We start from the raw sequence: 23,584 nt of genomic DNA on the forward strand, positions 1-23,584 counted from the left end.
AAGCGCCGAGCATCTTAAAGAGATCCTGTCAAAATGTAAATGTGCGGGAAGATATTTTTCAATTTGTTGCTGGTAAATATCCTCCGGCCAACGCCGGAGGAAAAACGACAACTCAGCTCTCAAGCGCCTTGGTGATTTTTTCAAACAAATCACCAGATAAGTTTTCTAACACTTTCAATTGCTCCAGAGTAGCACGCATCAAAGACTGGCGAGCCTCATCGTAACGTCTCCAACGAATCAACGGTTCTATCAAACGTGACGCAACTTGCGGGTTCCGGCTGTTCAATTCAGTCAGAATTTCTTGCAGGAATTGATAACCGCGGCCATCTTCAGCATGAAAGGCCACAAGGTTATTAGCGAAAAACGTTCTCAGCAACGAATAAACCCGGTTTGGATTACTCAAACTGAAAGAACGGTTGTTCATCAAGCTACGTACTTTATCAAGTGCATCGAAAGCAGGATTAGTTGCCTGTAGGGCAAACCATTTATCCATGACCAGACCATCCTGATGCCAGCGCTGCTCAAACTCATCCATCAATTGGTAACTACAAGGCAACTCAGCAGACATAGCGGCAGACAGCGCTGCGACAGTGTCGGTCATATTATCAGCTTGATAATATTGTGCCGCCACTAATTCATCCACCTGTTCCTTGTCATCAATGAAAGCCAGATAATAGAGACAGGTATTACGTAACGCCCGTTTCGCAATATCTTGATGATCAACTCGGTATGCACCTGTGTGAGTACTGTGGTAAACCGCAGTGAATTCATCCGCCATTTCGTTGGCTAATCCACGTGTTATTGCATGAAGTACATCATGAATAGCTTTCGGATCAATCACCGTGAACAATTCTGCCATTTCATTTTCAGACGGCAGGGTCAAGATTTGTGCCGCCAATGCCGGATCAATATCTTGATTTAATAATACCGCACGGAAAGCATCAATCACATGTATTGGCAATTCCAATGGCTGGGATTGTTGATAACGGGCAACATTCAGTTTCACATAATTAGCCAGCAGTGACTGTGCCGCATCCCAGCGGGAGAATTCATTACGCGCATGTTTCATCAAAAATGCCAGTTGTGTGTCACTGTATGGGTAATTCAATTTCACTGGCGCAGAAAATTCACGTAATAAAGAAGGAACAGGCAATGATGGCACATCATCAAACACAAACGTCTGTTCTGCATTGATGATATTCAAAACATGATGTATTGGCTGGCCATCACGGCGTAATGGGATCACACTGCCGTGCTCATCATAAAGCTCAATGTCAAGAGGGATATGCAGCGGCTGTTTCTCTTTCTGGTCGAGCGTTGGCGGTGTCATCTGGCTGACATGCAGGGTATACTGCTGTTTTTCTGCATCATACTCGTCATGAACGGTCAGTATCGGTGTCCCAGACTGGCTGTACCAACGGCGGAATAGCGTCAAATCGACGTTTGAAGCATCTTCCATTGCCTGAACAAAATCATCACAAGTTGCTGCACTGCCATCATGGCGGTGTACATAAAGCTGCATCCCCGCCTGAAATTGTTCTTCTCCCAATAGCGTATGAATCATCCGAATCACTTCCGAGCCTTTTTCATAGACGGTCAGCGTATAGAAATTATTCATTTCCATCACTTGGTCAGGACGGATCGGGTGAGCCATCGGGCTGGCATCTTCAGCAAATTGAGCAGCACGCATGACACGCACGTTATTGATACGGTTGAAAGACCGTGAGCCCAGATCAGAACTGAATTCTTGATCACGGAATACCGTCAGCCCTTCTTTCAGGCTTAACTGGAACCAGTCACGACACGTGATCCTATTTCCTGTCCAGTTATGGAAGTATTCATGGCCAATCACGGCTTCAATGCCAAGATAATCTTTGTCTGTCGCAGTTTCGGTTTTTGCCAGAACATACTTGGAGTTAAAAACGTTCAGTCCTTTGTTTTCCATCGCGCCCATATTGAAGAAATCAACGGCTACGATCATGAAAATATCAAGGTCATATTCTAAACCAAAGCGAGTTTCATCCCACTTCATCGAATTTTTCAGCGATGTCATGGCCCAATCGGCGCGATCTAAATTGCCACGGTCAACAAACAACTCCAATGCGACTTCGCGGCCACTGCGGGTAACAAAAGTATCACGCAGAACATCGAAATCTCCCGCAACCAAGGCAAACAGATAGGCTGGTTTTGGGAATGGATCTTGCCACTTCACCCAGTGGCGGCCATCACTCAGTTCTCCCTGTTCAATCCGGTTACCATTAGACAACAGATATGGATATTTGGATCTATCTGCTGCAATGCGGGTAGTAAAACGAGCCAGAACATCCGGACGATCCAGATAATAAGTAATATTGCGGAAACCTTCTGCCTCACACTGAGTACATAGAGCATCGCCAGATATATACAGCCCTTCAAGCGCCGTGTTTGCCGATGGATGAATTTCATTCACTATCGTCAGGGTGAACTGGGCTGGCAACTGTTCAATGGATAATCTGCCATCCCGCTCGTGATAATGTTCCCACGCTTTACCGTCAATATGAATGCTTTTCAGCGTGAGATTTTCTCCATCCAAAATCAATGGAGTGGTATCATGATTCAGGCGTTTTACTTGACTGATTGCCGTCACAGTTGTTTTATCGGCATGCAGATCAAAATCGAGTTCAATGTCCGTAATCGTGTAATCTGGTGCTTGATAATCCAGACGATGTTTAACGAGTCGCTGTTGTGTCATAGGGAACCTTTTTCATTACTTTTAATCGACATATTTGATAACATCTGTATAACTTCAGTTATAAGATGCCTAGCATACTTCGTTTCCATAGAAACTTTCTAATCTCTAACGCTGCCATAGAGATCCCATCCTTTCAATCATGAAACCTCTTTTTTCGGATGTTAATCAATTAGTAAATAAAGGTGAAAATGATGTAAGCAGGATATTAATGCTTTCGTGCGAATTGTCATCTCATATCTCATGTAACATGATATTATCTGCAAATGGATTAACCTTAATCGTTACTGTCCGGAAAAATATATGCGGTTATGTGGCTTTAATAACAGAATAATCGCGGTATACTCTTCCGACTTTATCGATTTAGCAGACACGAATATGCTCCGCGAGGATGCCTAACGCGCCATGAATTTAGACGCTACCCCAATCATCAAATCACTGCTTGATACTGATGCCTATAAATTTCATATGCAGCAAGCAGTGTACCACCATTACAGGCATATTATTGTCGTTGCGGAATTTCGCTGCCGTGGTGATGAACTGCTCGGCGAATATGCCGAGACGTTACGCCATCAGATTGACATGATGGCTGATCTAACACTGACAGAACGTGAAGCCAATTATCTTGCCAGCCTTCCGTTCTTTAAAGAGGATTACCTGAACTGGTTCAAATCATTCCGTTTTAATCCTGAACAAGTCAAAATATCGGTTACCAATGAAGGTCAACTGGCTATCCGTATCTCAGGCTTATGGCATGAGGTTATTCTGTGGGAAGTCCCTTTATTGGCACTGATTAGCGAACTGGTTCATCGCCACCGTTCTCCGGAAATAAAACCGGAAGTGGCCGTCAGCCAACTCAGAAAACTGATTGAGCTATTCCATCAAGACGCGGCGAAAGAAAATATCGATTTGTCTGGTTTCAAACTGATGGACTTTGGTACCCGCCGTCGTTTTTCACACGAAGTACAGTATGCCATCGTCAATGAGCTGAAAAACAATTTCCCTTATCTGATCGGAACCAGTAATTACCAACTGGCAGAACAGCTTAGTCTGGCTCCTCTTGGTACACAGGCTCATGAATGGTTTCAAGCTCATCAGCAGATTAGCCCAGAGCTTGCCAACAGCCAGCGAGCAGCATTGCAAACTTGGCTGAATGAGTATCCAGCTCAGCTGGGCATTGCCCTGACTGATTGCATTACTATGGATGCCTTCCTGCGCGATTTTGACAAACCCTTTGCTACCGCCTACCAAGGCCTGCGCCATGACTCCGGTGATCCTATCGAATGGGGTGAAAAAGCGATTGCTCACTACCAATCACTGGATATCGACCCAATGACGAAAACACTGGTATTTTCGGATAGTCTGGACTTGCAGAAATCTTTGAACCTGTATAGCCGTTTCCACAAGAGAATCAACGTCATGTTTGGCATTGGTACTCGACTGACCTGCAATATTCCGGGGGTAAAACCACTGAATATCGTTATCAAACTTGTGGAATGCAACGGCAAACCAGTGGCAAAACTTTCGGACAGCCCCGGAAAAACCATCTGTGAAGATGATGAATTTGTCGATAGGTTACGTCGAGCGTTTGACATTCCCTACATAGAAAAAGCAGTATAATCTTCGCTAATTGTCCCTTGCGTAACCAACTTCATGCTGGTTACGCAAGTAAAAAGCCGCTTTTCCCTGTTTTTCCCCATTCAAACTCACAATTTCTGCTTGTTTCCTGAGAGATGGCAAGTAAGATAGAAGATCTGCTCCTGATGTGGGGCATTTACAGTAAATCTATCTAACTATCTAATTCACTATATAAAGAAGAGAGAAATTTATGAGCGTTGCGCCTGTAGTCGATGTACTGCAAGGCCGCGTCCCGGTTGACAGCGAAGTCACCGTCCGCGGTTGGGTACGTACAAGGAGAGATTCTAAAGCTGGTATCTCGTTCCTCGCCGTCTATGACGGTTCCTGCTTTAATCCAGTACAGGCCGTCGTTAATAGTAATTTACCTAATTATCAGGATGAAGTTCTGTATTTAACCACTGGCTGTTCTGTGGAAATCACCGGTACAGTCGTGGCATCACAAGGCAAAGGCCAAAACTTTGAACTACAAGCCACCAACGTGGTTGTAGTTGGCATGATAGACGATCCTGATACTTACCCGATGGCAGCCAAACGCCACAGTATCGAATATCTGCGTGAAGTCGCACACTTGCGTCCACGCACGAACCTGATTGGTGCGGTTGCTCGCGTTCGTCATACACTGTCACAAGCCCTGCACCGTTTTTTCCATGAGAAAGGCTTCTTCTGGGTATCTTCCCCGCTGATTACCGCATCAGATACCGAAGGCGCTGGCGAGATGTTCCGCGTTTCTACATTGGATCTACAAAACCTGCCACGTACCGATAAAGGCGACGTGGATTTCAGCAAAGATTTCTTCGGACGTGAAGCCTTCCTGACCGTATCGGGTCAGTTGAACGGTGAAGCTTACGCCTGTGCATTGAGCAAAATCTACACTTTTGGCCCGACTTTCCGTGCTGAAAACTCCAATACCAGCCGTCACTTGGCAGAGTTCTGGATGCTTGAGCCAGAAGTGGCTTTTGCCGATCTGAACGATATCGCCAGCCTTGCCGAAGAGATGCTGAAATATGTCTTCAAGGCAGCATTGGAAGAGCGTGCTGACGATTTAGCATTCTTTGCAGAACGTGTTGACAATGAAGTTGTCAGCCGTTTAGAGAAATTTGTTGATTCCGATTTCATTCAATTGGATTACACCGATGCCATTGAAATTCTGGAGAATTGTGGCCAGAAATTCGAGAACCCTGTTTTCTGGGGCGTTGATCTGTCATCAGAACATGAACGTTATCTGGCGGAAAAACATTTCGAAGCGCCAGTGATCATGAAAAACTATCCAAAAGACATCAAAGCCTTCTACATGCGTATGAATGAAGATGGCAAAACCGTTGCAGCCATGGACGTTCTGGCTCCGGGCATCGGTGAAATCATCGGTGGCTCTCAGCGTGAAGAGCGTTTGGATATGCTGGATCAGCGCATGGAAGAAATGGATCTGAATAAAGAAGATTACTGGTGGTATCGTGATCTGCGTCGTTACGGCACCGTTCCTCATGCAGGTTTTGGTTTAGGCTTCGAGCGTCTGGTTGCTTATGTGACTGGCGTGTCCAATGTGCGTGATGTTATTCCATTCCCACGGACACCAAGAAACGCAAGTTTCTAATGAATTAGCTCAATAATTGGGCAAAAATTAATTCTTTGAAAAGTCAACGAAAGTTGGCTTTTTTCATTTTATGATTCAAACCATACGAAAAAAGTTCCCTGTAATTTACATTTTGAAATATTTATTTACAAATTGTTACCAATTATTCGATTTTGTAGCATTTTGAGGGTAGATAAAATTCATTACCAATGGAACACTGGTCGCCGACTAATAAGACACTCAATGTCCATAAATAGTTCCAAAAATTTTTAGTGTTCTATTTCTGGCAGTGGCCGGTGTCAACATAACACCAATGAGGGTAATAATAATGAAACGCAATCTTCTTGCAGTGGTAATCCCAGCTCTGCTGGTCGCTGGTACGGCTAACGCAGCTGAAATTTATAATAAAGACGGCAACAAACTGGATCTGTACGGTAAAGTAGACGTTCGTCATCAGTTCGCTGACAAAAGAAGCGGTGAAGATGGTGATGATTCCTACGCACGTCTGGGCATCAAAGGTGAAACTCAAGTTAATGACCAACTGACTGGCTACGGTCGTTGGGAATACAACATGAAAGCTCACAAAGAAGAGGGTAAACAAGACTATGCTACTCGTCTGGCTTACGCTGGTCTGAAATTTGCTAACTACGGCTCACTAGATTACGGCCGTAACTACGGTGTTGTATATGATGTTAACGTATGGACTGACGTACTGCCTATTTTCGGCGGTGATTCCATGTCTCAGACTGATAACTTTATGACTGGCCGTTCTACTGGTCTGCTGACTTATCGCAACACTGACTTCTTTGGCCTAGTTGATGGCTTGGGCTTTGCTCTGCAATACCAAGGACAAAACAGCGATCGTACCAAAAACGAGCGTACTGAACCAACTAAAGCCAATGGCGACGGTTATGGTTTATCTACTACTTATGACGTAGGCTACGGTATCTCTGTTGGTGGTTCTTATGCTAACTCTGCACGTACCTTAAACAGTCAGCAGCATAACGCCGATGCTTTCGGCAAACGTGCGGAAGCATGGAACATCGGTGCTAAATACGATGCTAACAACGTATATTTGGCAGCTATGTACGGCGAAACTCGCAACATGACTAGCGCCAAAGTAAGCGGTTTTAACGACGAAGGTAAACTAGTTAAAGGTGATCTTATCGCTAACAAAACTCAAAATGTTGAGTTAGTTGCCCAATACTATTTCTCTGACTTCGGCCTGAAACCATCTCTGGCTTATGTTCAGTCTAAAGGTAAAGATCTGGGTGAAGGTGAAGACAGAATCAACCACGATCTGGTTAAATACGTTTCTGTAGGTACTTACTACTACTTTAACAAAAACCTGTCTACTTATGTTGATTACAAAATCAACCTGCTTAAGAAAGACAACGATCTGGGCATCAACGCTCGCAACGTATTCGGCGTAGGTCTGACTTACCAGTTCTAATTACAGTTGATGAATTGTTTAGCTCAAGGTTAAACAAAACCATCTCTGAAAAGCAGCGCTTAGGCGCTGCTTTTTTACGTTTTACTTTACTGTTTTTTATGACATTTTTTTCACTCCGTAAACTACTTCACAAGATTGTCTTCTTTTTGCTACAAATTGTTGGCAAACGAGTTCCTTGAGGTTACCCTGAGCGGTGTATAACTTATTTTTTGGGCTTAACTCTCCGAGTCTTGGAATCAAAAAAATGTTTGAAAAAATTACAGCAGCACCTGCCGACCCTATTCTTGGTTTAGCGGATAGCTTTAAAGCTGATCCTCGTGAAAATAAAATCAATCTGGGTATCGGTGTTTACAAAGACGAAACTGGTAAAACCCCTGTCCTGACCACCGTTAAAAAAGCAGAAAAATTCCTGCTGGAAAACGAAACCACCAAAAATTATCTGGCAATTAGTGGGTTACCTGAATTTGGCCGCGTCACTCAGGAACTACTCTTCGGCAATACCAGCACTATCATTACTGACAAACGCGCCCGTACTGTACAAAGCCCAGGCGGAACCGGTGCACTGCGCACTGCCGCAGATTTTATTGCTAAACAGACCAATGCAAAACGTGTCTGGATCAGTAACCCAACATGGCCAAACCATAAAGGCGTTTTCTCTAGCGCTGGGTTAGAAATCCGCGAGTACCAATATTACAATGCAGAAAAGCATGCTCTGGATTTTGATGGCATGTTGGCTAGCCTGTCTGAAGCTCAAGCAGGTGATGTTGTTCTGCTTCACGGTTGCTGCCATAACCCAACCGGTATCGATCCAACGGCTGAACAGTGGCAGAAACTGGCAGATTTATCTGCGGCAAATGGCTGGCTGCCTGTGTTTGATTTCGCTTATCAGGGTTTTGCCAGAAGTTTAGATGAAGATGCAGAAGGCCTGCGTATTTTTACTAAAAACCATAATGAACTGATCGTTGCCAGCTCTTACTCCAAAAATTTTGGCCTGTACAATGAGCGTGTAGGTGCCTGCACCATCGTTGCAACTGACAGCGATACCGCAGAAAAAGCATTCAGTCAGGCGAAATCTATTGTTCGTACTAACTACTCTAACCCACCGGCACACGGCGCTTCTGTTGTTACTACAATTCTGTCCAATGACGAATTTAAAGCAGAATGGATTCAAGAACTGGCGACTATGCGTGAACGCATTCGTCGTATGCGTCAGCTGTTTGTGAACACCTTGCAAGAAAAAGGTGCAAAACAAGACTTTAGCTTTATTATTAGCCAAAATGGTATGTTTTCATTCAGTGGTCTGACTAAAGAACAAGTTGATCGTCTGCGTGAAGAATTCGGTATTTATGCGGTCAGCTCTGGGCGCATTAACGTAGCGGGCTTAACACTGGAGAACATGGTTCCTCTGTGTGAAGCGATTGTTGCAGTACTCTAGTTTTTCTGAGTAGCAAGATCTCCCTCAATCACAAAGCCGCTGAAAAAGCGGCTTTTATCTTCCGAACAATTAAAAACGCATTAATCAATCTTGCAGGAATGGGTTAGTTTTACGTTCATGACCCAATGTTGACATCGAACCATGTCCGGGAATAAAGTGGAAATCATCACCTATTGGAATTACTTTTTCTTTAATGGATTGAATCAAATCATCATAATTACCACCCGGAAAATCCGTGCGGCCAATACTACCCTTAAACAACACATCTCCCATTGAGATTAATTTATCGGTATGACTGACAAAGATGATATGCCCTGGCGTATGCCCTGGGCAATGCAAAACAGAGAATTCGATATTACCAATCTGCAATGTATCCCCTTCATCCAACCAGCGTTCTGGTGTAAAAGATGGGCATGCCTCAACACCAAACATCTGGCATTGAACTTCCAGCGCTTCTATCCAAAAAGCATCTGCTTTATGAGGCCCATGAACAGGAACATTGAAGTGTGTAGCAACGTCAACAGTAGCGCCAACATGATCATAGTGGCCATGAGTTAACAGAATTTGCGTTAATTTCAGTCCACGTTGCTCTATTTCAGAAATAAGTTTTTCAGCCTCACCACCGGGATCAACAATTGCCGCTTCCAGAGTTTCTTCACACCAGATCAACGTACAATTTTGCATCACCGTAGTTACAGGGATAATGTGATAATTCATTATATTGTTTAACTCCACGATCAAGACAAATACCTGATAATAAGATTACCACGTCCTGACTGGGCCTGTATCTATATGAATAAAATTACTCTTTGGGTAAAACCCAACGCCCCCCGCTCTCATCTTCAGTGCAGCTTTACGAATATGTGCGAGCTGAACACTATCGATATGAAAATCCATTGCTTGCCCACGGGTATGATAGCTACGTTTTGCGACACCACCACTAGCCTGACGCAACATATTATTTGTCGTCAATGAACGATAACCAGACACCAATTGAACAGGTTTATTTATTCCTATCATCATCTGCAATAAATAAATCTGATCAAACAGTTTCGGATCAATAGATTTGATTTTATTTTGGCGATAATCGCGGAATAAATAATTCAAACGAGCCAATTCTGACTTGTTATAGCGACGACCATCAAAAAATTCTGCTTTGAGTGTTTCCCCCGTGTGCAAATTATCAAAACGTAAAATTCGAGGACGTGGTGTTGTCAATGCGGCCAATGCGTGTTGAGGTAATAAACTTAACCCCAACGCAGCTGCACCTATACCAAGCCACTTTCGGCGGCTATAGTCAATATCATTCATGGATTAATATGCCCTGCTATTCTATGGTGTATCAATAATTTCTAAATTAGGTGACTCATTGAGTTTAACCGACTAATAAGACAGCAACAAACAAAAAGTAGTTTTAATAATTTTTGTATATTACTGTAAATTTACCAGTCAATAATTGTGACCAATCTAACATAATACAAATAATATTAAATATAGATGAAATATTAATGATGTCGTGTTATTACAAAATTTTATCCATCTGAATCATGATAAATTTATCAATAGCAGAGAAAAAATCACATTAACAAAAGGTAATTATGAGAAAAAATAGAGTCAAAAGACTGGATAAGGAGAAAATAACAGTGAGGAAATTAGCGCTATTTCCCTCACTGTACAGACATTAATTTTAAACTTTCTTCTTTCATTAATTATAGAAAATTATGAATCATTTCGAGTTGCTAGGATCTCGGATAAAAGTTCAGACTGCTCTCTGGCACTCATATCATAATCATAAATATCTGCGCGGTATTGAGGCACTCCTCCTTCATCAACCCAAGCCGTTTGATAATAGAGAAATACCGGAATTTTCTTCGGAATATTCACATATGCTGTTGTCCATGTTTTTAAGGAATTACTTACCCGATCCTTATTCCAACCTGCATTCCCCAACAACATATTAGCCAATTCAGGAGCCTTATTAACACGTACACAACCTGAACTGACCGCTCTCATTTCCCGGCCAAATGAAGCCTGATTTGGCGTATCATGCAAATAAATCGCTTCTGAGTTTGGCATGTTGAACTTAAAACGCCCTAGTGAATTAGTTGGACCAGGCGCCTGCCGTATACGATAAGGAAAATTATTTGGTGTAGTCACGTCCCAGTTAATTGATGAAGGATCGATAACCTTGGCATCATTGCTCCAACTGGAAAAAACGGTATAACCACGACTACGAAAATAACTAGGGTCACGCATTGCTCTAGGTGCAATATCCTTCCGTGTCATACTGGTAGGAACAGTCCACGGTGGGTTAATCACCACATTATTCAGATTACTGCTCATGATAGGCGTTTTTCTGCTCGGTCGCCCGACAACGACTTTAGAATTCAATACTTCTTTACCATCCAGATAATAAAATAATGAGTAGTTGGGAATATTGACCAGTATACCCGTAGGAATATTATCTGGAATAATACGCAGCCTCTGTATATTCAATGCCATAATTCGAGCGCGGGTTTGTGGCGTAGTATTCAGCCATACTTTCGTCGACTGCCCAATAACACCATCAGCCGATAATCCATGTAAAGCTTGAAAACGTTTTACGGCAGCCACTAATTCTTTATTGTAGACCTTGTTTTCAGGTTTGACTGTTAACGAATCCAAAGTATCGGAACGAATTAATATTTCCCTTAACGCCACGACACTTTCACTATTTTGTCCCGGTCTTAATGTTCCTTTCATTGAAAAATCAGACCACTGCTGTTTATCAGCCAATTGTTTCAGCATCTCCTTACGCATATTTTTATACATAGGGTTATTTGGTGACAATGCAGTGATGTAAGAAAATACATTATTATCAGTAATATGCTGTTGCCATTTATCAATTAAATCAGGAGGCGGTAAATTAATCTTATAAGATTTTTTACTGTATAACCACGAATCTCCTTTTTTCTTAACATCATTGACAAAATGCAGATAGCCCAACATGGCATCTGATAAAATAACATCACGTCCCATATCGCTTAATTCAGCAGAATGAAGTTGAGTCAGCCACTTTCCAAATTGGGGTTGAACCCCGGCCAATGATAGTTCAAATAATTGCTGTTCAAACTGTTGAACCGTATTTTTATCTTGCCATAGCGGTTTCATTTTATTGACTGCATATAACGTTGCCAAACGGTCAATGAATATTGGTTTTACTTGTTGCGGTAACCAACTTTGTATCTGTTTTCGGTTTTCTTCAATCGAATTTACTGAAGATATAGGAATAATCTGATCCGGTGAAACAACTACGTCTTCCTTTTTTTGTTCCTCCAAAAATTGTTGGGTATCATTTACTATCAGTCCATTTTGTTGACTTGCAAAGGTTTCCTCTGATACCGCCAACGCGCTACAGATAAAAGAAACTTTCAGTAACCTGACCGTGTTCTTCACCATAAAACCTCACCTTACCTTATTATACATGCAGCTATCCAATGACTTATTTTAATTATCAGTAGACTTGTTTTATTGAGAAAGAATAGTGGTAATTATATACATAATTATCTATTAAGATAGAAGCATATCATCATAGCCAGTCACCCCGGGTAAAAAAAAATTTTTTATTATAATAAATTAGCTTATGTTAGCACTAAAAAAGAAAAAGGCACCTTAAGTGCCTCTAACTAAAGTTCATTCTGTAAAATCTTTCGGATTAATATTCGGATTTAATGACTACTTCTTCCCCAAAGCGGCCAGCTTTAGGCAGAGGCTGATAAGAAGAATTTGATGCTCTCAAAATACGAATACCTCTGATATTCAGTTCATGGGCAGCAGCAATATCAGCATCTGCATCGCCATAGTAGAGCTTTAATTTATGTTCTTTCATCCAGCTGATTTTATTATTTTTTCCTGGATCATCACCTGCAAAAATAACGACATTCATTTTGTCAGCAGGAATATGTAGGTCTTCCTGCAAATATTTTGTTACTGTTTCTGTTTTAGTTTTCGTACGCCCTGTAATGAAATAAATATTATCTCCCCGTTTTAAATGCATCTGAACCAATTCAATACCGATTTGTTTCGGCATACTGAATTCATCCCATTCATTATTCATTTTTTCCCAAAATGCCGGATTTTTCAGATAGCTATTGTCATTTGGTGAATATTTCAATTTACCACGATAAAAACCAGGGCTGGAAAACAATACGGTGTCATCGATATCAAACCCTATCGCCATTGGCGGCTGATCTTGCAGGCTTTTTTCAATCTGCTCTACTGAGACCCAATGTACAGCCTGACGCTGAGAAAGTTCTACTGTAGTTACCCCTGAGCTGACTGATTCTGGCATTTGTACTTTCGCCTGTACGACACCGTTTAAGCTAAAAGCAAACGCAATGGCACTGAATACTAACGTTACTTTACGCATCGTTATTCCTTTTTATATTAATCATAACGATGTGAGATAATAGACGTTCTTATCGCACTAAAATGAGACACACTACACAATAACACAAGGTTACAATTTATTCATAAACTCATTATAATTCTTTATTTATTAAAAGAATAATAAGCTGATTCAAGGGAATCTATATCATCCCCTTTCAAATAAGGGAGCAATTTTTCCACCATATCTTCATCCAGATCATACATTTTCAACGCCAGCAATCTCGATATAACAGAAGGTTCAAAACGATATTTAATGAATCGGGCAGGATTTCCACCCACTACGGTATACGGAGAAACATCTTTCGTGACAATACTCCCCGCAGCAACAACCGCTCCCTCCCCAATCGTTACGCCAGGCATGATCATTGAACGCATACCAATCCAACACCCATCAGACAAAATTGTATCACCGGAATGTTGATAGGATTCTTTAATACCTTCCAAAAAAGGATAGACAGAAAACCAGTCTATTCGATGAGTATGGTTGCCTCCCATCAGAATGACAGCTTCTGATGCAATACAGACATAATTTCCTATATAAAGCTTATCAACGACACCTAAAGGTTCCCATCCAAGGCTGATTTCATCACCATGAAGATAACGGACAACACTCTTCTCAAAACTATCACTCCAGCAGTGACTATAATAACTGTGTGTGCCTTTAATCTTTATATTGGGGTTGGTTACTGTTGAATGTAAATATTCAACTTGTGACCAATGTTTTTGATTCTCATTCATAAATAATTACCTAAAGAAGTAGTAAATTAAAAATCATTCCCTATACAGCTCAATCGTCCTAACAAATTCTATAACTGCTTGATGGTCATGTGTTATATAGAAAAAACTGATTTTCCCCATCATACCCGATTATAAAACCCAAATCGAAAAACGATTGGTTATTCTAAATTGGAAGAAATGCACGATAAAGTGATAGGGACTTCTATTGAACATAAATACTATGTTTAATTGGTAATCTAACTATTGAATACGGTAATCTCAGCAGGGAGGACATATCATAATATGGCCTCCCTTAAATATAGAAACATTACCCAACGCCAGAATTACTCTGCCAAGATGGGTTGAAGCTGTTCAATGGCGGGAGCATCCTGTCCAAAACCACGCAGACCAACAACATGCACATGTTCATGATTATTAAATATTTTACGTACTAATTTATACGTTGTACCTTTTTCCGGGCTGATGTTTTCCGGCGCTGCGATAATTAACTGCATCTGCAAACGTTCGCACAGTTCAAACAGCGTGGCGATTGATTTCGCATCCAAACGCGCCGCTTCATCAAGGAACAATAGACGGCATGGTGATATGTCTTTACCACGCAGGCGCCGTGATTCCTCTTCCCAACTCTGCACGACCATAACCAGAATTGACATCCCTGTACCAATGGCTTCACCCGTAGACAATGCCCCACTTTCAGCTTTGAGCCAACCATCAGAGCCACGGTTGACTTCAACGTCCAATTCGAGGTAGTTACGGTAATCCAGTAATTCTTCACCAATGGTCTGCGGTAAACGCTGCCCCATGTCAATTTGTGGGTTCAGACGCTGGTAAAGTTTCGCCATCGCTTCCGAGAAAGTCAGACGCTGGCTCTTGAACAGATCCTGATGTTGCTCCTGCTGTTCAGAAAGCACATCCAGCAAGATTGAATGGCTTTCACGTACATTGACGTTCAAACGCACTCCTCCTACCTGACCAAAAGAAACAGCCTGCAATCCCTGATTCAACATGCGAATACGGTTCTGCTCGCGCTGAATCGTCTTGCGAATGATATTGGCCACACTCTTGGAACTGATCGCCAGTTTTTGTTCACGCGCCGTTAATTCTTCCGTCAAACGAGCCAGTTCAATTTCCATCTGTTCAATGGCATCAACCGGATCATCGGTACGGATAATATCTTGGCGGATACGCTCACGCAGATGTTGATAAACAGCAACGAAAAATTGAATTTTACGTTCTGGACGTTTGGGATCTTCAGACAAACGCAGTGCATCGCGCAGGTGTTCATTATTTGCCACCGCCAGACGCAATGCTCCCAGCGCTTTATCCGACATTGAACGCAGCTCATCTCCATTCATATAGGCCAGTTCGCGGCGATGGAGGCGACGCTCAACACCATTATCTTTCACCAGCCGCATAACAGCACACCAGCCAGCTTTTGAAGAAACCACCTGCTCGCGTTTCTGATAATAGTCACGCTCAGTTTTACGCAATTTTTTCTGGAGGTTTTCCATTTCGGCCTCACAAAATGCGATCTGTTTCTCAAGCTGGTTGATGCGGGAACGATTGGTGCTCAAGGCAGCGTGAAGCTGATCGCGACGTTCACGGGCTCGACTTTCTGCATTCGGATCGGCCTGAACACCGATGTCTTTCATCTCCTGCTCAAGTTCCTTCAACATATCCTGCTTAGTGTCATAGGAACTCTTCAATGAGGCCAATACTTGATTAAATTGGGCGTATTGTGATTGCTGCTGGCGCAATTGTTCACGCGCGCGGCTGCGATCAGACTCCGCATGTTCAAGGCGCTGGCGCAATTTATCATTCAGATCAGCATTGTCACTGAGCATCCCCACAGAATCGCTATAGCTGAAATGCGCACGACGCTGCACCACTTCCGTCAAAGCAAAAGCTTGCTGTTTCGCTTTATTCTGGGTGTGTTTCGCCGTCTCATAATCCTGCTTCAACTGCTCATGCTGCTGTGGATCACTTTGCAGGACAGAAACCAACGGTTCGAGTTTGTTCAGTGCATGACTATGCTGTTGCAGAAAACGAGCCGCATCTTGTGCTTCACTCATTTCTTCACGCACCGTTTCCACACGGTCAATCAGCGTTTCATCCAGCAAGAGGGTAATTTGTGGGATCAGGCGGTTCAGCGCTGACAGACTCTCTTTTACCTGAACCAGTTTCTGGTGATGCTGTTGAGTCTGTGCTTCAAATTGAGAGAGTTCGCGCTCCAGTTCAATTCGCTGCTGATTCAAGCTACGAATATCAGCTTCTGGATCGTCATCAAATGCAACTGACAGATGTTTGCCCACAAAACGGCTGAAAGCCTGATAGGCGCGCTGGATTTTCTGGACGTCAAACGAAAGCGTTGCATAGCGTTCTGCCAGCGTATCACGTTCAAAATTCAGTATTTCCAGGCGATTTTCCCTTGCAGCCCTTCCAAACAGCGGAACGTCAGGATAACGGGAATAACGCCACTGACGATCCGATGATTTTACCAGAACAGCATTTTTCCGCTCTTCGAAATCTAAGACGCTATCATCAAAGGATTGCGGATCGCCTTCAATCAGATAAAGATCTTCCGGGCAATCTTCCAGTGCTTCCAGATGTGGACTTACCAACGAAAGATCCGGCACAACGATAGCGTGGCGGGCTGGCCCGTACAATGCGGAGAAATAAGGCGCATCATCAATGGTGATGTCATCATAAATTTCTGACAGCAAAACACCACCAAAACGTTCCGCCAATGCAAGCAATCTACTGTCTTCGGCACCACTTGGCTGGCTCAAACGCTCAATATGCTTTTCAAGCTCACGTTTCTGTGCTGACACATCATCACGTTCGACGGTAGTTTCGCGTTCTTGCTCCAACAATTGTTGCATGTATTCAGTGACATCATTGGCACTTTCGAACGTTTCACCGCTCTGCTCACAAAGTTGGTTCAATGCATCCTGTGCCGTCAGCCAAACTGGTGCTCGTGTTGTCAATCCCTGAATTTTCTGCTTAAGCTGTTCCAGCTGCTGACGCATCTGCATACGGCGCTCGCCGCTTTCACTGGCATTCAGGCTTAACTCTTCCGAGCGGGCTTCCAATTCGCCCTGCAACGCTTCTAAATCTTCCGGTTGGTACTGCTGGTTGTGGCGCTTACAGAATTCCCCCAGTAAGCGCTCTGCATTTTGCTGGCTGTTCAGACGCTGTTCCAATTCAGCTAATTGAATACGCAGAGGCTGAACACGATCCGCCAGATGGCGTTGGGATGGCCATTCGCGCAGTACTTCACGGGCACTTTGCCATGCTGAGCTACGGCTCACCTCACCAACAATATTTTTCACCAGTTGATAAGCCTGCTCAAACTGACTATGGGCAGCATCTGCCACACTCAGCTTCTGCTCCAGCGCCAGCAAGGTTTCAGTCGCCTGTTGTTCTTTGGCCTGATAGGTTTCCTGCCACTCATCAGCATTATCTATCAATAAATCCGGGAGCTGACAAAGCTCACGGGCACGTTCCAGTGCTTGCAGCGCCTGTTGATATTGGATCGAGCGAGTTTGTTGAACATCCAACGCCTGCTGATAGTCAGCAAGCTGGCTTTTTAATTCATCAACTTCCTGTTCAGCCGCCTCAGACACGGCGTCATATTCTGCCTGTAACTCTTTCGCTTCTTCGACAACTTCAGTCTGTTCTTCCAGGCGATAAGTCAGTTCTTCAATATCTCCTTGATAACGATCTATTTTCTCCTGCTGACGCATGGCTGTCTGAACTAAATTCAGATGATCGCTAGCCGCCTGATAATCCATCTCCAAATCAGAAGACGCACCACTCTGCTCTGTAAGCTCCCGTGCTATTTCGACATGGCGATACTGTTCAGCCACTAATTGACGGCGGCTACCAAATAACTCACTACGCAAAGCCAAGGCTTCATCTAGGTGGATACGGCGCTCATTGGTATGACGCATGTAGTCAGCAGAAACATAAGCTGTCGCTTCCGTGATGAGATGTTTAAACAGATCGCGATCAGATTGGGTAACGCGGATTGCTTCCAGCGTGATGCGGTTTTCACGCAGTGCCGCTTCCATGTCCTGAAACGCTTTTCTAACGCCGCTGTTTTCTGGCAGTAAATAATCACGCAGTGAGCGAGTGATCGCGCTGGAAATACCACCATATAATGATGCTTCTATCAGACGGTAAAACTTACTACGATCACTGGCCGAACGCAGACGTTTTGGAATCACCCCCAAATCAAACATCAGGGAATGGTAATCGGTGATAGAGTTAAATTGTTTGAACTGAACACCTTCCATCTCATCAAGGCGCTCTTTCAGCTCATTTAATGGCAGAACCCGCGCCTGACGTTCGCCAATGTTTTCGGTCAATAACTGCGTTGGCTGTATCGATGCAGGGACACCCTGGATCATGAATGGTTTGATATCAACCTTGCGGTCGCGCCCGGCAACCTGCTGTAAGCGAACCCCCGCAATGATCCGCTGGTGGCGGGAGTTAACGACATCCAGTGTAGAATAACAGACCCCGGCACGCAGTTTACCGTGCAAGCCTTTATCACGGGAGCCACTGGTTGCGCCCGCTTCCGTGGTGTTTCGGAAATGAAGCAGCGTCAAGTCAGGGATCAACGCTGTTACAAACGCCGCCATCGTGGTGGATTTACCTGCACCATTACCACCGGATAAGGTGGTCACGAGTTCGTCAAGATCAAACGTTCTGGCAAAAAAACCGTTCCAGTTAACTAGCGTCAGTGAGCGAAATTTACCGCGTTCAATCATGACTGTTCATCCTCCGCACCTTCTGCTGAATGCTCTGATACTTCTTCGTGTTCATTATCTTCCTGCGATAAATTGCCTTCCACCGACATCGCTTCACCATCACGGATCATTCGTAATTGTGCTTCACGTGGGTTGTCACCACTACGTACATCTGCTCCAAAGCGGAATACCGTTTCAGTAATCGTAAATTTATTGCTGTCATTCTGCAGGAAATAGACCATTCCCAAACGGCGCAGGCGGTTTAGGGAAGTTCGTGCTTTTTCCTGTAGTTTTTGTTTATCCAGATCGGAGCCTGTCGAACGTTGGTTCACCAATTTCATCAGTTTACTTTCGTCAGCGAGCGACAATAGCTCGTCATACAGTTCCTGAAAGGTAAATATTCCCTGATTGGACAGACGTTCAGGGCTGAGATAGAGGTAACACAGGATTTTACCTACCATCATGTCCATTTCAGACAGAACAGATCGAGGGATCAGCGTCGTTGAGCGTGGACGCAGGTAGAAAAAACCTTCTGGTGCACGGATTAACTCAACATTATAGCGAGCATAAAACGTTTCCAGCTCCTCCTGAAAATCCATCAGGAAAGCATGATTATCAAGATCATCCATCCCAATGTGACGCCCTGAACGAAGCTGGCTGTCTAATTCAGGAAAAAGTGTGTTGGATAATGCCTGAGCCAGTTTGACCGGCATAAATTGTTCAATATGTGTCGATGACATGTGCCTGCACCTTGGCTCCGTAATCATTAATCGCTAACCATTCCGCTGGCAACCCAGAGAAATCCGCTTCTGCAACGCCCAGCCGTACTGCCTGATCCACCAGAATACGCGCCACATCGAAATGGCGGTTATGTGGATATTGAGCAAGATAATCGCGCAGTACTGCCCCCAAATCTAATGGGAGCCTGGCCTGCTGGTAGACCGCCAGAGCCTGCTCCACCATCTCGGCCAATTGTTCGTTGATTTCACTAAATTCTTCATATTCCATGTCTGGCGGTAATTCTCCCATTACCTCTTCATTGCGCAATGTCAGTTCTTCGTCGCGCATATCCAGCAAACGCTCTGCATTGGCGATGGTCAGCACCCACGGATGATCAAAATAGTGTTGGATAGATTGGCGGAGACGTTGAGCAAATATGCGGTTCTTATCCATATCGATAGCGGTACGGATAAATTTGTGAACGTGGCGATCATAGCCAATCCAGAGATCGATAGCCTGTTGCCCCCAACTAATAATGCGGTCGAGTTTACTTTGCAGATCAAAAACCAGTTTATCCACCAATTCTAAGCCACCGCTACCCATATTAGCATCCTGAATACGCAGTAGATTGGCCTGTAATTTATCACCAGCAGCTTCCAACGTATCCTGAAGCTCTCTCAATGTACCTGACGTTTCAGACAGTAAATGCTCGCAATTAGCGATAGCAGCCTGCCAATCTTGATTGAGGAGCGCAGCAATGTCTATTTTTACGCTGTTTTGCTGTTCATCCATAGTACGCTGTGACATATCGATGCTGTCAAAAATTTCAGCGACGGAATATTTGAGCGGCGCAAAAACATTGCGGTGCCAATGGAACTCATCGCCACCTTCTTCAGCAGCTTCAGCCGCCCGATGTAGTTCGTTGGCGACAATGGATAACTGCATGGAAAGGCGCAACGTGGAAAATTCGCGCTGGCGAATATAATAATCACTGATGCCAATACCCAATGGCGTCAAGCGATAAATAGCATTGCCATCCGCTAATTCACTGGTAAAGCGATTAATCAGCTTTTGGCGTACCATATCGTTAATGGCATTATTCGCCCGGACAGCAACCGCCTCTGACGTTTGCTCAAAACCTTTGCAAACTTCACGGAACGCATCAACCAACTCTCCCTCGCTCATTTCGCCATCAAAACGTTCACTGTTCAGCACTGAGATTGCCATCAAAAAAGCCAAGCGTTCCGGTGGCAATGAAATCGAAAAATCATTCTTTCTGGCCCAGGACACAAGTTCAGGAACAGTCTGGGAATATTCACTCATAATTCACTCTTTAAAGTCGGCTTGCGTGCCATCACATGAATGTAACGCCCCAGGCTGATATAGGGCTCCTGTCTGCAATAACGTTGTTCAAGTTCAAGCAACGCCGGAAAATCTGTATTTTGTAATTGGCGGCTTTGCAGGTAGTCGTGAAAAACCCTGACACCTGTTTTGCCTGTTATTTCCATATTGAGTTCAGTAAGCCACTGATATACCTGTTCGGGTACTAATGGGTTCTGTGGCGATAAAGAACGCTTTCGGCGACGCTGAATATTTGGCGTTGCCAAATGAAAGTTACCCAAGATGGCATTACGCATGACCAGTCCATTAGCATTATAAAACATTAATGAAAGTGCTCCACCGGGTGTTATTATCTCCCCCAATGTTTCTATTGCATCTTTTTGGTCAGTGATCCATTCCAATACAGCATGAAATAGAATTAAATCGACGGGTTGTTTAATGTGTTGACGAATATCCTGTACCGGGCTTTGAATAAATTGCATCTGATGGAGAACACCCCGCTCTTGTGCATTACATTTCGCCCGCAAGATCATTTCTTCAGAGAGGTCACATAATATGACCTTATGGCCTAATGCAGCCAATTGGCAAGCCATGTTTCCTTCACCGCCTCCCGCATCCAAAATGCGCAGAGGGCGTTGAGGTAAATGATTCAGCAATTCGTTGATATCCTGCCAGACAACGGCCTGCCTGATTTTACCCTTGGTTGTGCCGTAAATATTACGTGAAAATTTGTCTGCAATATCATCGAAATTGCGATCCCGCATGAAAAACTGCCTCACTGATAAGCTAAGTTTAATTTATTTATTGAGTAATAATGCTGGCTACTGTTATTTTGGCACAGTAATCATTGAATTCACTACTTTTAGCCCTAAATTCGACCCCGGGCGGCTATAATTCCACCAAACCAAGGCCAATCAATGTTATTTCTGCTTAAAAAATATGTTGGCGCGCTATTAATGCCTTTGCCTTTGATTATTCTTGTTTCTTTGACAGCCCTGCTATTTCTGTGGTTCACCCGCTGGCAAAAAACGGGTAAAGCTTTACTGTCACTGAGTTGGCTTGCGCTACTTTTATTTAGTTTACAGCCGATTGCTGACAAACTTTTACTTCCTATCGAGGGGAAGTATGTTCAACGCTACGAGCCTGACAAAGCATATATTGCCCCCGTAAAATATATTGTTGTTCTCGGTGGCGGTTTCACTTACAACCCACAATGGGCGCCCAGTGCCAACCTTATCAGTAATAGTCTGCCCAGAGTCACCGAAGGTATTCGGTTATATCACCTTAATCCTGGCACTAAAATGATTTTTACGGGTGGTAAAGGTGTTAACTCAATCAGTAGTGCTGAAATCGCTGCTATGGTAGCACAATCTTTGGGAATTCCTGTAGAAGACACGATTGCATTAAGAGAGCCTTTAGATACGGAAGAGGAAGCCGCTGAAGTTGAAAAAGTGCTTGGGCAACAACCTTTTATTCTGGTCACTTCCGCCAATCATATGGAACGGTCGCTCAAGTTCTTCGAACGGCGTGGTATGCACCCTATCGCCGGCCCTGCCAATCAACTGGCTGTGACAACTCCATTGTATGCATGGGAAAAATACATTCCATCCGCCTATTATTTTTCACATACAGAACGAGCTTGGTATGAAACGTTGGGTAAAATCTGGCAGGCAATAAAGCCAGTAACTAAAGAGGCAGCAACCGAAAAAACAGAAAACTCTTAATAGAAAACAGTGAGAGTCGGAATCATACTGAAAAAAGAGAATGCCGCAGAAGCGGCATTCTCTTTTGACTGTTATACCGGATAACGTGTTCAGCACTCAGCAAAGGTTTTTCTGACGGCTTCCAAATCTTCAGGTGTATCTACCCCTGCACCTGGCGCTTGTAGCGCTTTGGCGACATGAATTTTCTCACCGTACCAAAGCACCCGCAGTTGTTCGAGCATCTCAATGCTTTCCAATGGGCTTGGCGCCCACTGCACGTAGCGACGGATAAACCCTGCCCGATATGCATAAAGCCCGATATGGCGCAGGAAGTTATCCCCGACTGTTTCTTTTGACTGCATAAAGCGATCACGTTCCCACGGGATCGTGGCGCGTGAGAAATAGAGCGCATAACCTTGCGCATCCATCACAACTTTTACAGTGTTAGGGTTAAATGCTTCTTCTGCATCTTGGATCTGTACTGCAAGTGTTGCCATTCCAGCATCACTTTCTGCCAGATTATCGGCGACCTGCTTGATGATTTGTTCTGGGATAAGTGGCTCATCACCTTGAACATTCACGATGATTTCGTCATCAGAAAATTGGTATTGATCAATGACTTCAGCTAAACGCTCTGTACCTGAATGGTGATGCGCACTTGTCATGCAAGCTTCACCGCCTGCGGCAGTGACGGCATCAAAAACGGCTTGGTTATCTGTCGCCACAATCACCCGATTAGCACCGGAGCGGATAGCCCGTTCCATAACGCGCACAATCATTGGCTTGCCATGAATATCAGCCAGCGGTTTTCCGGGCAGGCGAGTTGAAGCAAAACGCGCTGGGATGATAACGGTAAACATGAATTATTTTTCTTCCTCTGCTGGCAGGGCCCGTGCTTCATTTTCTAACAGAACAGGAATGCCATCACGGACGGGAAAAGCGAGGCGGTCAAGTTTGCAAATCAGTTCAAAGTTTTCTTTATCGTAATTAAGCTTACCGTAACATACCGGACAAGCAATGATTTCGAGTAAACGGTGATCCATATATCCCCCAAATGACGGGCTTCGAATTTAATG

General features: G+C 43.8%; 17 protein-coding genes and 1 pseudogene. 6 read left to right on the forward strand and 12 right to left on the reverse strand.

Annotation, left to right across the window (positions count from 1 at the left end; genetic code table 11):
• Positions 1–112 precede the first annotated feature (112 nt).
• Entirely contained in the window at positions 113–2,731 is a 2,619-nt protein-coding gene (gene pepN, locus XBJ1_RS03400; protein ID WP_012987365.1) for an aminopeptidase N, read from the reverse strand.
• A 402-nt stretch (positions 2,732–3,133) separates the two neighbouring features.
• Here pepN and pncB point away from each other — a divergent pair, with 402 nt between their 5' ends.
• The 4 genes from pncB (at position 3,134) to XBJ1_RS03420 (ending at position 8,824) form a co-directional block, all read left to right on the forward strand.
• Complete coding sequence (gene pncB, locus XBJ1_RS03405; RefSeq protein WP_012987366.1) at positions 3,134–4,348, forward strand: nicotinate phosphoribosyltransferase; 1,215 nt, start codon at positions 3,134–3,136, stop codon at positions 4,346–4,348.
• A gap of 208 nt (positions 4,349–4,556) precedes the next feature.
• A complete protein-coding gene (gene asnS, locus XBJ1_RS03410; RefSeq protein ID WP_012987367.1) occupies positions 4,557–5,957 on the forward strand; it encodes an asparagine--tRNA ligase in 1,401 nt (466 codons plus the stop codon).
• Between the two features lie 307 nt (positions 5,958–6,264).
• Positions 6,265–7,389, forward strand: coding sequence for a porin (locus XBJ1_RS03415; protein ID WP_012987368.1), 1,125 nt, complete (start codon positions 6,265–6,267; stop codon positions 7,387–7,389).
• Positions 7,390–7,633: 244 nt separating this feature from the next.
• Positions 7,634–8,824, forward strand: a complete 1,191-nt coding sequence (locus XBJ1_RS03420; RefSeq protein ID WP_012987370.1) for an amino acid aminotransferase — start codon at positions 7,634–7,636, stop codon at positions 8,822–8,824.
• 84 nt (positions 8,825–8,908) lie between these two features.
• Here XBJ1_RS03420 and XBJ1_RS03425 read toward each other — a convergent pair whose 3' ends face one another.
• The 5 genes from XBJ1_RS03425 to XBJ1_RS03445 all read right to left on the reverse strand — a co-directional run bounded on the left by XBJ1_RS03425 (position 8,909) and on the right by XBJ1_RS03445 (position 13,990).
• Positions 8,909–9,541, reverse strand: coding sequence for an MBL fold metallo-hydrolase (locus tag XBJ1_RS03425; protein ID WP_012987371.1), 633 nt, complete (start codon positions 9,539–9,541; stop codon positions 8,909–8,911).
• A 45-nt stretch (positions 9,542–9,586) separates the two neighbouring features.
• A complete protein-coding gene (locus XBJ1_RS03430) occupies positions 9,587–10,135 on the reverse strand; it encodes a YcbK family protein (protein WP_012987372.1) in 549 nt (182 codons plus the stop codon).
• 408 nt (positions 10,136–10,543) lie between these two features.
• A complete protein-coding gene (gene ldtD / locus XBJ1_RS03435; RefSeq protein WP_012987373.1) occupies positions 10,544–12,262 on the reverse strand; it encodes a L,D-transpeptidase in 1,719 nt (572 codons plus the stop codon).
• A 256-nt stretch (positions 12,263–12,518) separates the two neighbouring features.
• Complete coding sequence (aphA, locus tag XBJ1_RS03440; RefSeq protein WP_012987374.1) at positions 12,519–13,232, reverse strand: acid phosphatase AphA; 714 nt, start codon at positions 13,230–13,232, stop codon at positions 12,519–12,521.
• Positions 13,233–13,354: 122 nt separating this feature from the next.
• The gene (locus tag XBJ1_RS03445; RefSeq protein ID WP_012987375.1) at positions 13,355–13,990 is read right to left on the reverse strand and encodes a CatB-related O-acetyltransferase; all 636 of its coding nucleotides are present in this window, start codon (positions 13,988–13,990) and stop codon (positions 13,355–13,357) included.
• A gap of 141 nt (positions 13,991–14,131) precedes the next feature.
• On the opposite strand from XBJ1_RS03445, the pseudogene XBJ1_RS21210 reads away from it, so the two are divergent.
• A pseudogene (locus XBJ1_RS21210) lies at positions 14,132–14,218 on the forward strand (IS1 family transposase); the annotation flags it as partial.
• 95 nt (positions 14,219–14,313) lie between these two features.
• Here the strand turns inward: XBJ1_RS21210 and mukB are convergent.
• The 4 genes from mukB to cmoM are packed head-to-tail and all read right to left on the reverse strand — an operon-like array spanning position 14,314 to position 21,569.
• Positions 14,314–18,765: a chromosome partition protein MukB gene (gene mukB / locus XBJ1_RS03450; RefSeq protein ID WP_012987376.1), complete on the reverse strand. Its 4,452-nt coding sequence runs from the start codon at positions 18,763–18,765 to the stop codon at positions 14,314–14,316.
• Positions 18,762–19,484, reverse strand: a complete 723-nt coding sequence (mukE, locus tag XBJ1_RS03455; protein WP_012987377.1) for a chromosome partition protein MukE — start codon at positions 19,482–19,484, stop codon at positions 18,762–18,764. The genes mukB and mukE overlap by 4 nt, the downstream gene beginning before the upstream one ends.
• Complete coding sequence (gene mukF / locus XBJ1_RS03460) at positions 19,465–20,787, reverse strand: chromosome partition protein MukF (RefSeq protein WP_012987378.1); 1,323 nt, start codon at positions 20,785–20,787, stop codon at positions 19,465–19,467. Before mukF ends, mukE begins: the two co-directional genes overlap by 20 nt.
• Positions 20,784–21,569, reverse strand: coding sequence for a tRNA uridine 5-oxyacetic acid(34) methyltransferase CmoM (cmoM, locus tag XBJ1_RS03465; protein WP_012987379.1), 786 nt, complete (start codon positions 21,567–21,569; stop codon positions 20,784–20,786). Before cmoM ends, mukF begins: the two co-directional genes overlap by 4 nt.
• Positions 21,570–21,722: 153 nt before the next feature.
• On the opposite strand from cmoM, the gene elyC reads away from it, so the two are divergent.
• Entirely contained in the window at positions 21,723–22,529 is an 807-nt protein-coding gene (elyC, locus tag XBJ1_RS03470; RefSeq protein ID WP_012987380.1) for an envelope biogenesis factor ElyC, read from the forward strand.
• Between the two features lie 89 nt (positions 22,530–22,618).
• Here the strand turns inward: elyC and kdsB are convergent, their stop codons facing one another.
• Together kdsB and XBJ1_RS03480 are read right to left on the reverse strand one after the other, a co-directional pair.
• Positions 22,619–23,368, reverse strand: a complete 750-nt coding sequence (gene kdsB, locus XBJ1_RS03475; RefSeq protein ID WP_012987381.1) for a 3-deoxy-manno-octulosonate cytidylyltransferase — start codon at positions 23,366–23,368, stop codon at positions 22,619–22,621.
• Positions 23,369–23,371: 3 nt separating this feature from the next.
• Complete coding sequence (locus tag XBJ1_RS03480; protein ID WP_012987382.1) at positions 23,372–23,551, reverse strand: Trm112 family protein; 180 nt, start codon at positions 23,549–23,551, stop codon at positions 23,372–23,374.
• Positions 23,552–23,584 lie beyond the last annotated feature (33 nt).

The sequence above is a fragment of the Xenorhabdus bovienii SS-2004 genome, assembly GCF_000027225.1.
Lineage (GTDB): Bacteria > Pseudomonadota > Gammaproteobacteria > Enterobacterales > Enterobacteriaceae > Xenorhabdus > Xenorhabdus bovienii_C.

Excerpts from the sequence above, each read along its gene's own strand:
- pepN (WP_012987365.1), bottom strand. The coding sequence starts at position 2,731 with ATGACACAACAGCGACTCGTTAAACATCGTCTGGATTATCAAGCACCA.
- pncB (WP_012987366.1), top strand. The coding sequence starts at position 3,134 with ATGAATTTAGACGCTACCCCAATCATCAAATCACTGCTTGATACTGAT.
- asnS (WP_012987367.1), top strand. The coding sequence starts at position 4,557 with ATGAGCGTTGCGCCTGTAGTCGATGTACTGCAAGGCCGCGTCCCGGTT.
- XBJ1_RS03415 (WP_012987368.1), top strand. The coding sequence starts at position 6,265 with ATGAAACGCAATCTTCTTGCAGTGGTAATCCCAGCTCTGCTGGTCGCT.
- XBJ1_RS03420 (WP_012987370.1), top strand. The coding sequence starts at position 7,634 with ATGTTTGAAAAAATTACAGCAGCACCTGCCGACCCTATTCTTGGTTTA.
- XBJ1_RS03425 (WP_012987371.1), bottom strand. The coding sequence starts at position 9,541 with ATGAATTATCACATTATCCCTGTAACTACGGTGATGCAAAATTGTACG.
- XBJ1_RS03430 (WP_012987372.1), bottom strand. The coding sequence starts at position 10,135 with ATGAATGATATTGACTATAGCCGCCGAAAGTGGCTTGGTATAGGTGCA.
- ldtD (WP_012987373.1), bottom strand. The coding sequence starts at position 12,262 with ATGGTGAAGAACACGGTCAGGTTACTGAAAGTTTCTTTTATCTGTAGC.
- aphA (WP_012987374.1), bottom strand. The coding sequence starts at position 13,232 with ATGCGTAAAGTAACGTTAGTATTCAGTGCCATTGCGTTTGCTTTTAGC.
- XBJ1_RS03445 (WP_012987375.1), bottom strand. The coding sequence starts at position 13,990 with ATGAATGAGAATCAAAAACATTGGTCACAAGTTGAATATTTACATTCA.
- mukB (WP_012987376.1), bottom strand. The coding sequence starts at position 18,765 with ATGATTGAACGCGGTAAATTTCGCTCACTGACGCTAGTTAACTGGAAC.
- mukE (WP_012987377.1), bottom strand. The coding sequence starts at position 19,484 with ATGTCATCGACACATATTGAACAATTTATGCCGGTCAAACTGGCTCAG.
- mukF (WP_012987378.1), bottom strand. The coding sequence starts at position 20,787 with ATGAGTGAATATTCCCAGACTGTTCCTGAACTTGTGTCCTGGGCCAGA.
- cmoM (WP_012987379.1), bottom strand. The coding sequence starts at position 21,569 with ATGCGGGATCGCAATTTCGATGATATTGCAGACAAATTTTCACGTAAT.
- elyC (WP_012987380.1), top strand. The coding sequence starts at position 21,723 with ATGTTATTTCTGCTTAAAAAATATGTTGGCGCGCTATTAATGCCTTTG.
- kdsB (WP_012987381.1), bottom strand. The coding sequence starts at position 23,368 with ATGTTTACCGTTATCATCCCAGCGCGTTTTGCTTCAACTCGCCTGCCC.
- XBJ1_RS03480 (WP_012987382.1), bottom strand. The coding sequence starts at position 23,551 with ATGGATCACCGTTTACTCGAAATCATTGCTTGTCCGGTATGTTACGGT.